Here is a 14239-nt window from a genome sequence, read left to right as displayed (position 1 = left end):
AAAATGTTGTTAATATCAGGACCAGCTTTGGCGATGGGTTCACTATCTTGTACCGGAGCCGAAGAAACACTTTTAGATGCCTCTTCGGTATTACCGTATCTGCCGACATTGATCCTATTACCATTCTCGGCTGGCTCCTTATCATATGGAGAGGTTATTGAACCGGCATCTATCAAAGGACTGGATACAGGATCATATATCCATGCTGCACCTGCCCATCTTCCTTCCTTGCTCTTTAAATGATAATCCCTGGAACCTGGAGGAATATCCGGACCTGCATTGCAGAACATGGGGTCTACGTTGAGATTATCTGACATTTTGAGCCATGGTCCTGTGGTAGGATATATCTGACCATTGTCGTTATCATAAATATCGTTGTTCTCAACAATGAAGTGAGCATAGGTAGTATTCGTATTCCAGATCCCGGCACCGGAGTGAGGTACAGCAGCGTCTGTCCGGCTGCCCATGATCACATTGTTCCTGACATAAGTATAGAAATGTGTTTTCTGGGTGGGGCCGGATTGTACATACCATCTGATCCCGTCCTGGCCCGGATCATCGATAACATTGTTCTCGATGATAGTATTGTTGAAGTTGCCAATAACTATTGCGGAATTCGAGTAACCGGTATCGATGGAATACTGTCCTACGTTGGTGAAAGTGTTATGGTGGATGTATACGTTCTGTGCCCTGATCACATCATCGTCATATGTGGCATCTAACTGTATGCCTGCACCGTTGGAAGTATACAATTGATTGTTGTATATCTCTATGTGATCAAATCCCTGAACACCAGGTTCGGATTTATCTAATTTGATCAGCGGTCCTGTTGAATGCTTATCCAGTACGGAGTAGAAGATGTTGTCATGGATGGTCTGATGCGAACCACCCTGCGACCTTGCAGCGGAATCGGTTCTTGCCATTATTGAATTATATGCTGTTTCTGTGTTATTTGTAAAAATATAATATACTCCATCGTGGCCAAGCTTATACACATCATTGTACAGGAACTTTACATCACTACAATCTTCGGCTCTTAGCCCATCACCGTTTCCCCATTCCAGACGCATGTGTGATACTTCCACGTTAGAAGCAGCTTTGAAACTTATCATGTTATGGTAGCCCAGTCCTCTGCCTACGCTTTGGAACTCGCTGTTCCCATTTATTTCAAAACCAGTAACTGTTAAGTTATCAGCACCATATATATTACATATCATGGGAACACCGATACCCCATATGGCTCTTGGATCGGCGTTGGCCACTAATTTCACGCATGCATCGGGATCACCTGTTAGTATTGTGTTTGCGCCCATCACTAAAGTGCCATCTATCCAATATGTATTGTTACCACTGAGGTATACAGTGCCTCCGCCCATTCTGCTGATCCTGAAAAGCGCCATGTTTATCTCAATATGATCGTTCATGCCGTCACAGTTATAGTCTGCAGTTCCATCGGTGTTAATATACAAAACCGGAGTTCTTATATATTCACCTTTATCAAGCTCCTTTGTAAAATTATTCTGAATGGTGTCATTGATCATATTCATGTAATAGTGTTCAGTCTCGTTAGTATCCGTATCGATGATGGTCCTATCGTACACATTACATCCTAATAAGAGAACGATGCTTAGAACTATAGTAATAGACCAGAAAAAAGCGTTGTTTTTCTTCATTTTTCACTAATTCCTTTCACAATTCATGGAAAAATATGTCAATTACCAGCGACTAAGGCCTCAGGAGTGATCAAGAGGATAATAAATTATTAATTAATACAATAGCTTTGAGTATATAATACTTAGGTGACATATTCTAATAACCAAGATAATTGGTTTTTGACCGTCATAAAGGATTTACGACATAGCACATAAAGAAGAAATCATTGAAGATTTCCATGCTTCTCTTGGCATTTGATACATTTTGAATCATCATTATTTGCGGACTTCCTCAACATTGAGTGGGTAACTACATTTATTTGCCTTTAAGTTCCAAGTATCATGTAACTCACATACACAATGAAAATCGTAATTTAATGCTCAATACTGTCTATTACAGTTAAAGAGACTGTACAAGAAGAGAATCGATGATCAAAAACATTTGCTTGCATTTTTATAAAAGTTCTATGTTGACATGCTTGTTTCCCACCTATAACTGTCACGTAACTTGAAATTGTCAGCAAGGCTACTAAGAACCCCCTATAGCCATAATACTGGCCACTACTTACAGTTTCCTTGAAAGAACTCGGAGGAATGAACAATAACCACAGAGAAATATTGACGTTACTTTTTATCTATGTGAACTCTTGTGGTCCAATAAGATACAGACTTTCTACAGAGCCGGAATTTTATGACATTGGGTTTACTGCATTTTTTGAGATTAGGATGTTTTCTCTATGATAATGATGAGCATTATTATCATATATTTGACTATAGATAATTCTATATATAGGCAGTGACATTTTCAACATGAACATAGGACAAAAAAGGGTTCTGTGCTCGGTAAAGGTGGAACTGGTACTTAGGAAAACGGAGTGATTTTATGGAACTTATTGAAGTCAAATGTGTTGTTTGTGGGTCTCCTATCTATGTATATGAAGATTATATCAAAGACCGTATGTATTGCACGTTACATTGTCTAAATGTTTCTATCACTTCAGAGAAACAACAAATGGTCTGAGATCCATTCCTCAGCTTTCATCTTTTTTATCATTGCCATGTCTTTTCAAGAAATTATCGAGTATGTATGGATTCTTACAATGGATCCTGAGTAAACACGGGATGCTCGAATATTATATATCTTATAGATGCCTACTCAAAATGACATGCAAAAAATACTCATCACCGGTGGATTAGGTCAGGTTGGCAGTTATCTCGTGGATGCACTGCATGAAAAAGCGAAGATCACAGTGCTGGATAATTATTCCTCTACTACAAGGGAAGCTGTACCTCCGGAAGTCAATGTGATAAAAGGTGATGTTAAGGACAGGATGGCTGCAGACCTTGTAAACCAGAACGATGTTGTTATTCACACTGCAGCCCAGATAAGCGTCACAGCCTCGATGAAAGACCCTCTGTTCGATGCACAGAACAACGTATTTGGTACACTTAACCTGCTGGAAGCTGCCCGCAGATCCTCAATATCTAAGTTCATTTACATAAGTTCCGCAGCTGTATACGGAGATCCCATTAATGTCCCCATTACAGAATCACATCCTCAGGACCCTCTTTCACCCTACGGTGTCAGCAAGCTGAGCGGAGAAAAATATTGCATGATGTACAACAAGGCCTTCGGCCTGCCCTCCTGCTGTATACGTCCGTTTAATATCTATAGTCCCAGGCAGGATCCGGGTAATCCGTATTCCGGCGTAATATCCCGTTTCATTGAGAAAGCCAGAGCAGGACAAAGTCCTGTCATCTTCGGGGATGGTACTCAGACCCGGGATTTCATCTCAGTTCATGATATAGTGGATATAATACAGCTCTTGCTTGAAAAAGAAGATGCCAATGGCCATGTATTCAATGCCGGTACAGGTAACAGTATCACTGTAAGCGAGCTTGCAAATATGGTACTTGAAACATTCGATGTGGACGTCCCGGTGCGGTACATGCCTGAAAGGCCCGGAGACATAAAATACAGTTGTTCTGACATTTCCAAAGCGCGGAAAATACTTGGATTTGAACCAAAGGTCTCTCTCAGGGAAGGTCTGATGGAATTTGCTGAATAACTTGAAGAAGCCACAAGTATGGTGACAATAAGGTCGGATAATGACTTTTAAGATCACAAAGTTCAAGGTATTTGTATCATTGAGCGTGCTTTATGCTCTGGCTATCTTTTATCTGTCAGCACAATCTGATATTGACATTCCCAGAAGTATCACTCATCTGCCGATCCTGTACCGGGTCCGCCCAGCTATTGGGTCTTGGACTAATGCCTGTCATAGACCTTGTGCACTATGCCTATGAACATAACATAAAGCATCTTTGGGACAAGAAGAATAAAAAAACGATAGATGAGTTTAAAAGAGTAAAAAAGAAAAAGGAGAAAGATCACTTCAGAGAGTGACTGTTCTTATCTCCTCTGCCTATTCCCTTATAGACAAAACCTGCATTAATGAACCTGTCAGGGTCGATCACATTGCGGCCATCGATGATCACAGGCTGTTTCTTTCCCATCTTCTGCTTGATCTGTTCAGGGGTCAGGCCGAAATATTGCTTATGTCCTGTAAAGATAACAACCACATCGGCTCCTGTCAGCACCTCATCGATATTGGCATGTATATCTATGCCGGGATAGTGGACCACGTGAGGGTCATGCACTTTTATTTCACAGCCAGCCTGTAGCACCATATCCCTGTATGGTTCTGAAGGAGGATTGCGGGCATCGTCGGAATCGTTCAGGAATGCCCAGCCTAACATAGCGATCTTGATGCCTTTTGGCTTTTTACCGATCCTTTCCAGAGCCTTGACAGTGAGATTGAACATATGCTTTGGCATAAAGTCATTTACCCTTCTGGCAAGCACATAGATGGACTCAGCATTTTCCGGATAGTCCAGCGGTTCTATACCCAGGGTGACACCGCGCTCCAGATGATATGTATCCTTGGTCAGACAGTGTCCGCCGACCCCTGCTCCAGGGTACAGGATAGCTCGTGTGATACCCTCGCCTTTAAGGCTTGCAATACCGGCGCGCACATCATATACATTGATGCCCATAGCTTCACAGTACAATGCAAGCTGGTTAGCTGCTGCTATCTGCAGGTCCCTGAAAGTGTTCTCAGCGGTCTTGGTGACCTCGGCAGCAGTAGCTGTCATGGGTATTACCTTGCCTTTAGTGAGCACAGGTGTATATAGCTCAACTGCCCTCTTTGTACAAACATCATCAATACCACCCACGATCCTGTCGTGCTCCCTTATGTTCTGCAGAAGCCTTCCGACCATAACCCTCTCAGGAGCATGCGCCAGTGCAAAGTCCTCGCCTGCAACAAGACCTGATTCCTTTTCCAGGATCTCCCTTGCCATACCGATGGTAGTACCGGGGGTTATGGTGGATTCAAGCACTACAAGCATACCTTTCCTGAGATTCTTGCCAACGTTCTTTATACCTTCGATAAGTGCAGTAAAGTCCGGCAAGAGGCTCTTTGGGTCCTCGAAAGGTGTCTGGATAGCCAATGTAACAGCATCAAGCTCGCTGATCCTTGAGAAATCAGATGTACAGGTGAACTTGCCTGCCTTTACTACCTTCTGCAGCAGATCTTCAAGTCCTGGCTCCTCACCTTTCAGGGGGCTTTCTCCCCTGTTAAGCATGTCTATCTTGTATCCTGAAGAAGATGAAGCTCTCTGGAAACCCAGTACATGATCAAAGCAGGGAGCATCTGCAAACAGTGCAGCTGCCGGGATACCCACATATCCCATGCCGATAACACCTATTTTCTTGATCGGCCCTTTCTCCTTAAGTATCTTTATTAATTTCTCGCTCATTATAATTCACTTTCCTTTTTTATTAAATATCTATCACTTTTTCTTCATGATATGATGTAATAGCGGCCATACATGCCTCCAGGGCATGTTTTCCATCCTCTCCATTTGGATGTGGCTGTTCTTTATTGGCAACACACCGTACGAAGTATTGAAGTTCATTGAGCAGTGGCTCCTTTGGCTCGACCTTTGCCTCACGTACCCATTCCTTGTCGTGGAGCACAAGAGATTGCTTGAGATAATCAAGATATGCAACACCTGCAACACCCACTGCGGTGAGAGTGCGTACTTTATGCGGCGTGAGCCAGTTCACGTCCACAAGACCTGAATAATCATGCTCGAAACGCAGGTGTATGGATGCATGGTCCTCGGAAGAATGAATGTTAGCTCCTGCTATAGTATAGACCTGGTCTATCTTCTTACCATACAGATAAGAAATAATATCCACATCATGCACTCCAATATCCAGAATGACACCCACATCCCTAATTCTGGGGTTATAGGCACCCACCCTTCTTGTGGAAATGGATACTACCTTCCCTAATAGTCCGGACTCTATGATCTGCTTGAGCTTGATCACAGCAGGATTGAACCTCTCGATGTGCCCCACCATGAGCATCAATCCCTTTTCCTTGGCAGCATTGATCATCAGGTCTGCATTTTCAAGAGTGTCTGCAATTGGTTTTTCTACAAGAACATTAACTCCCGCATTCAAAGCGTCCAATGTTACCCCTGTATGCATTTTGGTGGGCACGACAATACTGACGGCATCCAATCCCTGGGCCAATAGCTTCTTATAATCCGTATAAGGCGTGGTGTTGAAAGTATGGGCAAGCTCTTCAACAAGTTCTTTGTTCACATCAGAGATACCAACCAGCTCTACGCCATCCATCTCACTGTAGATCCTTACATGGTTCTTTCCCATGGAACCTACACCAATGACTCCTATTCTTATCATGTCTTACCTCTGGTCCCATTCCTTTATACATGCAATGACAGTGTTTATATCAGCATCTGATAATCCTGGATGCACTGGTATGGACAGGACTTCGCGGGCCGCCTTCTCACTATTGGGGAAACTTCCTTCATAACCCATTTCCTTGTACAAAGGCTGCTGGTGGATACACAGGGGATAGTATGTACCGGTACCAATACCTTTCTCTTGAAGTGTATCACGTAGTGAATCACGGCGAGGTGTGCGGATAGTATACTGGTGGTACACATGTGAGCAGTTATCTTTCTCTACAGGTAATATGAGGTTCTTTGTGTCTTTAAGACCACTTGCAAGCTTCCTGGCGTTCTGCCTTCTTTTTTCAGTGAACTCGGCCAGCCTTCCCATCTGTACGATACCTATAGCAGCGGAAATATCGGTCATACGGAAATTATAGCCTATCATCTCATGCAGATAGCGCTGTTTTGATCCATGGGCTCTGAGCATGCGTGAGCGGGCTGCAATGTCCGGGTCATCCGTGGTAATGATACCACCTTCACTGGTGGTCATGTTCTTGGTAGGGTAGAAGCTGAAGGCACCGGTTCCGAATGAACCGACCTTTTTACCTTTGTACGTTGCTCCGTGGGCCTGACAGGCATCCTCGATGACAAGAAGGTTATGGTCTTCAGCTATTTCCATAATTGCGCCCATGTCAGCAGCATGCCCGTAAAGATGTACAGGCATTATTGCTTTTGTGCGGCTGGTTATCATCTCATGGACCTGGTCCGTAGAAATAATATAGGTATCAGGTTCAATGTCTGCAAAAACAGGTTTTGCGCCAGTGTACACAATAGAATTGGCAGTAGCTACGAAACTGAAGGGTGAAGTTATAACCTCGTCACCCTTGCCTATGCCATGGGCCATCAATGCTACATGCAATGCGGCAGTTCCGGAGTTTACGGCTACCGCATGATCCACTCCGATATATTCTGCAAAGGCCTGCTCGAACTGGGCCACCCTCGGCCCTTCAGCTATTACCCCTGAACGCAGTACGGCGGTGACGGCCTCGATCTCCGCTTCGTCAAGGTATGGTTTTGCGATGGTTATCATCATATACCTCTTTAAGAACTACAAATAAAACAATAGACCTATATTTATAATTTATTCAATTGTCTAAGCTTCTCCGGCAGTTCGGTTATTTTTGCCGGACATCCTATGGCAAGCTTCCACGGAGGCACGTCTTTTGTGACCAAAGCTCCGGCAGCCACCATTGATCCTTCGCCTATCTCCACTCCTGGAACAAGAGTGGCATTAGCACCAATGGATGCACCTTTGCACAGTGTAGGTCCATCGGCTATGTATTCGCCTCTCACAGGATATTTATCATTCGCAAGCACGGCACATGGACCGACGAATACGTTATCTTCTATTGTGACATGAGTGGGGATGTAGACATTACCCTGAATGCTCACATTGTTACCGATCTTTACATTACCGTCTATGATCACATTGGTGCCTACAAGCACACTGTTGCCTATTGAAGTGTTCTCCCTTATCATAGCATTGTGACCTGTTTTGAACCCGTTTCCTGTTTTCACGTTACTGAATATGGTAGTACCAGCACGGATGAAAGAGTCCCTTCCAATGGTGGTACCCGGATATTCGTGGTCCTCGATCTCGATCCCTTGTTTTATGATCTCCATTAACACACGATGTTCGGGGTAGCCCAATGTGACATTTTCCATAATGACAGTTCCTTCACCTACGGAAGTTCTGCCATACAGCTTTGAGCTTCGGTGTATCCTAATATTTTCTCCCATTAATATCCTCTTCTGACGATCAGCAAATTAAATATATTTTTCTTATTATATCGCTATTTGTATATATAAAGGTTACAGCATGTTTCAGGGCTTAAGAGCCCCCGATATGAAATATGATAGATATTTCTGTCGCAGGTATCTGACACTCAGGAGTAGAAGGATCATGAAACCCGTGGCCTCAGAAACGAACACATAATCGAGGGCCGGAGTATATGCATAGGTCATAAGGGTCTGGAAATAATCAAGTATCCCATCATAGGGCCCCGGATTACTTGGGAACTGCCAGCCCATAAGGGGCCAGAACAGTGTTGCAGGTACTTCCCACATATTGTCCTCGATCAAATGACAAAAACTTGCAGCTGAGAGGAACATGAATCTCATATCGTTCTTTTTCTTCCATATATAGAACGCAGCGCCGCAGAGGATTATAAAGAACAGCAGAGTATGTGCAAATATTCGTCCATTATCAATGGTTCCTGAGAATATGACCCTTCCTATTGGTTTATCAATAAGGTCCGGCAGCATGGAACCAAATAGTACGGCCGCATAGTCAATGCGGCCTTTCAAAGCTGGTAATCTATGCTCCAGAAGCATGAAAAGACCCAATGTTATTCCTAAATGGCCAAAGACAAACATCGCATTAATATAATATTCTGATATAAATACGTTTATGGTTTATCGAGCTGTTAATATATTCCCATTATATTTTTAAAAAGGGAATACAGCATAGCTATTTTTCGAAGAAAGTATTAGAAAGGTCCTATTTTCGGAACTTTCGATAAAATTTGCCATAAAATGGCTCCTCTTTTCTGTATTTTTTGATCTTTGTCCAATCGTTCACTTCTTTGATGAACTCTTCCCTGGACATGCCGATCTGCTTCAGGAAATCATCGAGGCCCTGCACTATCTGAGGTTTTTCCTGTTCTTCCAGTTCCAGTTTAAGAGCCTCTTCCCGTGTCATCTGTCCCAATCTTATGCGGTTGCTGTAATAGAATGTAGATGTTGTGACCTCCGGGAATTTGATAGTATGTATATAGAAGGGGATCTCATGCAGGAAGCAATCTGTATGTTCAAAACTATCTCCGGCCCTTTCCCATCCCATTTCACGAGCTATGGTTTCAAGGATCTCTTTATAATTAGGATCTAAATAGTCATATATTCCCACAGTCCCAGGAGTGATATATTTAGGAACGAACTTATCCTTGATGCCCATAAGGTTAAGTGCAGCGCTTAGATAGGACTTATAACTGACCTTTGGTTCATGATCCAATAAAGAAGCACACCCGTTCTTAAGTTCAATATCTTTGCATACGTTCTGGAAAACGGTAAGGTCCCCACTTTGGAAAACCTCGGGAAATCCACTCAAATAGGAGATCTTTCGGCCATTGCCGGATATTACGATCGGTATATTGAAAGCTTCAAGAGGGAAGTAACTCACTAATCCGATGCCCCGCATGCAGGGAACACATACATGGCCACACTGTACTATAAACTGCTTGTATAGTTCAAGCATTGTTTTCGGATTGACGGCAAAATAAATATGATCTGCTCTTGTAGCATTGATCGCATTTTTTATGTTCTTTCTTGCGTAGTCTGATAAGAACCCATTGTCAAAAGTAATGCACAGGCATTTGAGGTTGTATATCTTATCGCAAACATAGAGTGCATATGTGCTGTCCTTTCCTCCGCTCAGAGGGATAAGGCAATCATATTCAGCATTTTGTTTTTTCACTTTTTCAACAATTTGCTCAAATTGCTTTTTCTTCATCTCTTTTACATTGTTCCAATCACCGAACGATCGGTCAAAACTGTTACAATAATTACATACCCCTTTGTCATCAAGCTTTACACTTGGCAAACTTGCTGGCAGGATACACCGGGAACACCTTATAATTTCTTCCAATAATATACCTCCACGTAAAAAAGGTCATTAGATCAACTTTTAATTACTTCTACCCAAATATATATTAATCGAATATAAATGCATTGTGTTTTAATTGCATGTACGGTTCTAACGCAGGAAGTAGTCACGATGATTACAGCTACTTTGCACGAAGATCGAATTATGGCAGATCTCAAGCCGATGCCGGAAGTAAAGCCTCTGGAAGAGTACACCGCTATTGTACTGTTTGCTCCACTCTACGTGCTTCACTGGCGCAAGGAAGCATTGGCTTTTCGTTCACAGCATCGTAAATTTGAAATGCATGCGGGATCTAAAAAAGTATAGGTATGGAAATAAAAGAACTGGTACATCACATACATTCCTCAGGATATGAATTTGTGCTTGCTGTTACGGGTGGTGGAACAGAGGCCCTCGGAGAACTATTAAGATATGGAGGAGGCTCGGCCACTTTGCTGGAAGCGATAGTGCCATACAGCCAGCAGGCGCTTGATGTGTTCACAGGCAAGAAGCCGGAAAAATATGCTTCGACAAGAACGGCGCGGGCAATGGCTATGGCCGCCTTTCAGAAAGCAATACTGATACAAGGTTCTGGACAAAAAGGACTCGAGCACCTCCTTGGTATCGGTGCGACCTGTACCCTGGCAAGGGCAGGTGAACGAAAAGAAAGACAGCATGAACTGCACATGACAGTCCAGTCAATTCAGAGCACAACCACTTATAGTATCTGTTTTTTAGAAAAAAGGGACAGGGGACATGAAGAAGCTATAGTGGCCCGATCGATCATTAACATGATAGCTTCAGCCTGTGATCTGGATGTCACAATAACAGATGGTACCGGATTATTGTCCCATGAAAGACCGCAAATAAGGCGGGTGCAAGCTATTGAGGCAATATCGAAGCTGTTGCATGGGACTGCTTCGTCTGATAGGGTCCCAGGCTGTGTGAGGATAACCGGACAAGAGGGTAATACACATCATTCACACAGGATCATATTCTCCGGCTCCTTCGATCCTTGCCATAAGAACCATGTGGAAATGGCACGGATAGCATCCAGGAAGTATGGTCTGCCAGTACATTTCGAAATCTCGCTCCTGAATGTGGACAAACCGCCAATAGACTATATCTCTCTTGAGGAGAGGATATCTTCTATAAAAACCTGGCATGATCCTGATTCTATGGGGGATATATTTGTGACGGATACACCTCTTTTTGCAGAAAAGGCCATCATTTTTCCGGATTCCACTTTTATTGTGGGTGCCGATACTATGAAGAGGCTCTTTGATCCGAGGTATTATCGTCCTGAAGACGATCTCTCTTCTCTTCTTGAACTTTTCAGGAAACAAGGGATAGATTTTCTTGTTTTCAGCAGAAAAGGGATACCAATTGAGATACCAGCAGATGTTGAACCAATAATAACTATAGTTTCCGAGGATGAATATAGCGACGATGGAATTTCTTCCACGCAAATAAGAAATTTACAACAGAGCAAGTAGTGCTGATGAAAAGAACCTGTTCGGGATGTTATCTTTCTGTTTCAGAGTATAACTGAGGGTATCCCCGTTCTTTATGCACTTTGATAATATCGTTCCTAAGCCCGCTGGCAAGCTTTTGCAATATCAACTGAGCCTGAATTATCTTGTCAGGGTTGAGTTTGTCCCATTGTTCTGATGCTATGCGGTCCATTACCGACTTAAAGCCATCAAGCTCCTCTTTCTGGACACAGGAATGTACGTTCATGCAGGAACAGTGCTGCTTTTTTACAAGATCGAGCATTTCTTCAAACTCACTGCCAGTTAATACATGGCAGAACTCGTGACATACAGGAGACACTTTTCCATCTATATAATGCACCTCTGCCAGGAATAGGAAAAGTTCGCACTCGTATATCCAGTCGCGTATCTCGTATAGATAATGCATATTCGTATGTAATTGCTAACTGGAAAATATAAAAATTTTATGGTCGCTTTAAAGATACTCTACGAATTCTACTAATCTGTTAAATCTATCACTTTTTTACTTTCCTTTCCACTAAACTGCAAATAAGCAACATGCAGGAGCATAACATTCTCTAGAGATTGGTTGACTGTAAAAAAAAGAGCTGAATCTTTCTCAGCTCACGTTCAGAGTACTCATACGCGTGTCACAGTCAATTTCGGTCTCTGATCAGCATTTGACCAATTTGAGCTATAGAAAGCAATGTAATTACCGCTCTCGGTCTTTGCCTTGAGGAAGAAACCAGTGTTCTCATACGTACCACTTATGTATTCCTGTACAAGCTGTGTGACGTCAAACTCATAGTACTTGTTATCAGGCACAGTGCTTACCGGGAATGTCACTGAGGCATACGGTGTGCTGCCTTGTGATACATTGTTCTTGTCATACCAATCTCCTCCTGCTGTAGTCCAAGGAATACCAGACATTCTGGAGTTCCAGGTCACATACTTTGGATCCCACTTCTTTGGTCTGTAGATCTCCACCACTGTCTCAGAAGTGCGGGTATCACTTGCATAATACCAGTAAAGCGACAGAGTTGCCTGGGATATGGTATCCGTTGTGTTGTATGTGCTTAGGTCGAACAAGATCACATCTCTGTAACTGGTTGTTCCAAGCCTTCCGACGTCAATAAAGTTGGAACTGGCAAGGACAGTATTTGGAGAAGACTGACGCAATCTGTTGTCATAAGCAGCTGTGTACGAGACAGAACTTCCTGTTGAAGATGTTGGTTCACTGACAAGCACTTCTATTGTGTCTGAATCGGTCTGTCCGATGGTATCTGTGACCGTAAGGGCCACAGTGTAAGTTCCTGATGTTGCATATGTATGAACTGGTGAGACACCGCTGCCTACAGCTGTACCGTCACCAAAGTCCCACGAGTATGAGGCTATAGCATCATCATCAATGGAACCACTGCCATCGAAAGTTACAGCTATACCCGTGGTAGCATTCTTATCAGCACCCGCATCTGCAACCGGTGGAGTATCTACAGAACCAATTGGGTCACTTACAACCACTTCCAATGTGTCTGAATCGGTCTGTCCGATGGTATCAGTGACCGTAAGGGTCACAGTGTAAGTTCCTGATGTTGCATATGTATGAGCCGGTGAGACACCGCTGCCTACAGCTGTACCATCACCAAAGTCCCACGAGTATGAGGCTATAGCGTTATCATCAGTGGAACCACTGCCATCGAAAGTTACAGCTATACCCGTGGTAGCGTTCTTATCAGCACCCGCCTCTGCAACTGGTGGAGTATCTACAGGACCAACGGGTTCACTGACAAGCACTTCCATTGTATCTGAATCTGTCTGTCCGATGGTATCTGTGACCGTAAGGGTCACAGTGTAAGTTCCTAGTGTTGCATATGTATGAACTGGTGTGACTCCGTTAGCTTCAGAGGTTACGCCATCGGATACATCAAAGTCCCACGAATATGAGGCTATAGGCTTGTCATCAGTGGAACCACTGCCATCGAAAGTTAGAGCTATGCCCGTAGTAGCATTCTTATCAGCACCTGCATCTGCAACTGGAGGAGTATCTACAACAGGTGGTGCGAGTGGAGCTGAAGCACCACTGAGACACACTGTCAACTTCGGTCTCTGATCAGCATTCGGCCAATCTGAGCTGTAGAATGCAATGTAATTACCGCTCTCGGTTCTTGCCTTGAGGAAGAAACCAGTGTTCTCATACGTACCACTTATGTATTCCTGCACGAGCTGTGTGACATCAAAGTCATAATACTTGTTGTCAGGCATAGTGCTTGACGGGAATGTCACTGAAGCATACGGAACGCTGCCTTGAGATGCACCATTCTTATCGAACCAATTGCCTCCGGGTGTGGTCCAGGGTGTTCCAGACATCCTGGTGTTCCATGTGACATACTTCGAATCCCACTTCTCTGGCCTGTAGATCTCTACTACCGTATCAGAAGTACGAGTATCACTTCCATAATACCAGCAGAGCGACAGGGTTGCCTGGGATATGGTATCCGTTGGTTTGTATGCACTGAGATCGAACCACATCACATCTCTGTAACTTGTTGTGCTAAGCTTTCCAACGTCAATATAGTTGCTAGTGGCATAAACAGTGTTCGGGGACGACTGACGCAATCTATTGT

12 protein-coding genes are annotated in these 14239 nt (G+C 43.5%); 3 read left to right on the top strand and 9 right to left on the bottom strand.

Translation table 11 applies throughout. From position 1 onward, the window contains the following. A partial coding sequence (locus AB7U21_RS06145) for a right-handed parallel beta-helix repeat-containing protein (protein WP_428387740.1) occupies positions 1 to 1673 on the bottom strand: 1673 nt, incomplete at its 3' end. A 1145-nt stretch (positions 1674 to 2818) separates the two neighbouring features. On the opposite strand from AB7U21_RS06145, the gene AB7U21_RS06140 reads away from it, so the two are divergent. Then, complete coding sequence (locus AB7U21_RS06140; RefSeq protein ID WP_428387738.1) at positions 2819 to 3721, top strand: GDP-mannose 4,6-dehydratase; 903 nt, start codon at positions 2819 to 2821, stop codon at positions 3719 to 3721. 322 nt (positions 3722 to 4043) lie between these two features. On the opposite strand, the gene AB7U21_RS06135 is transcribed toward AB7U21_RS06140, so the two are convergent. From AB7U21_RS06135 to AB7U21_RS06110, 6 genes are all read right to left on the bottom strand, one after another. After that, positions 4044 to 5474, bottom strand: coding sequence for a nucleotide sugar dehydrogenase (locus AB7U21_RS06135; protein ID WP_333786984.1), 1431 nt, complete (start codon positions 5472 to 5474; stop codon positions 4044 to 4046). A gap of 22 nt (positions 5475 to 5496) precedes the next feature. Beyond that, positions 5497 to 6429, bottom strand: a complete 933-nt coding sequence (locus AB7U21_RS06130) for a UDP-N-acetylglucosamine 3-dehydrogenase (protein ID WP_333786985.1) — start codon at positions 6427 to 6429, stop codon at positions 5497 to 5499. 3 nt (positions 6430 to 6432) lie between these two features. Then, a complete protein-coding gene (locus AB7U21_RS06125) occupies positions 6433 to 7515 on the bottom strand; it encodes a DegT/DnrJ/EryC1/StrS family aminotransferase (protein WP_428387735.1) in 1083 nt (360 codons plus the stop codon). A gap of 41 nt (positions 7516 to 7556) precedes the next feature. Beyond that, complete coding sequence (locus AB7U21_RS06120; RefSeq protein ID WP_428387733.1) at positions 7557 to 8222, bottom strand: DapH/DapD/GlmU-related protein; 666 nt, start codon at positions 8220 to 8222, stop codon at positions 7557 to 7559. Positions 8223 to 8306: 84 nt separating this feature from the next. Next, a complete protein-coding gene (locus AB7U21_RS06115; RefSeq protein ID WP_333786988.1) occupies positions 8307 to 8858 on the bottom strand; it encodes a metal-dependent hydrolase in 552 nt (183 codons plus the stop codon). Between the two features lie 124 nt (positions 8859 to 8982). Then, a complete protein-coding gene (locus AB7U21_RS06110) occupies positions 8983 to 10125 on the bottom strand; it encodes a hypothetical protein (RefSeq protein WP_428387731.1) in 1143 nt (380 codons plus the stop codon). Positions 10126 to 10287: 162 nt separating this feature from the next. Between AB7U21_RS06110 and AB7U21_RS06105 the strand changes: the two genes are divergently transcribed. Together AB7U21_RS06105 and AB7U21_RS06100 are read left to right on the top strand one after the other, a co-directional pair. Then, the gene (locus tag AB7U21_RS06105) at positions 10288 to 10449 is read left to right on the top strand and encodes a hypothetical protein (RefSeq protein WP_428387729.1); all 162 of its coding nucleotides are present in this window, start codon (positions 10288 to 10290) and stop codon (positions 10447 to 10449) included. Between the two features lie 2 nt (positions 10450 to 10451). Beyond that, positions 10452 to 11618, top strand: a complete 1167-nt coding sequence (locus tag AB7U21_RS06100; protein ID WP_428387727.1) for a hypothetical protein — start codon at positions 10452 to 10454, stop codon at positions 11616 to 11618. A 28-nt stretch (positions 11619 to 11646) separates the two neighbouring features. On the opposite strand, the gene AB7U21_RS06095 is transcribed toward AB7U21_RS06100, so the two are convergent. Further along, positions 11647 to 12042, bottom strand: a complete 396-nt coding sequence (locus tag AB7U21_RS06095) for a hypothetical protein (protein ID WP_333786990.1) — start codon at positions 12040 to 12042, stop codon at positions 11647 to 11649. Between the two features lie 212 nt (positions 12043 to 12254). Continuing rightward, positions 12255 to 14239, bottom strand: a 1985-nt coding sequence (locus AB7U21_RS06090) for a disaggregatase related repeat-containing protein (protein WP_428387725.1), incomplete at its 5' end; no start/stop codon positions are given.

The sequence above is a fragment of the Methanomethylovorans sp. genome (assembly GCF_050177135.1).
Classification (GTDB): Archaea; Halobacteriota; Methanosarcinia; order Methanosarcinales; family Methanosarcinaceae; genus Methanomethylovorans.
The sequence above is the reverse complement of the archived record's forward strand: the minus strand, read 5'-3'. Positions and strand labels throughout refer to the sequence as shown.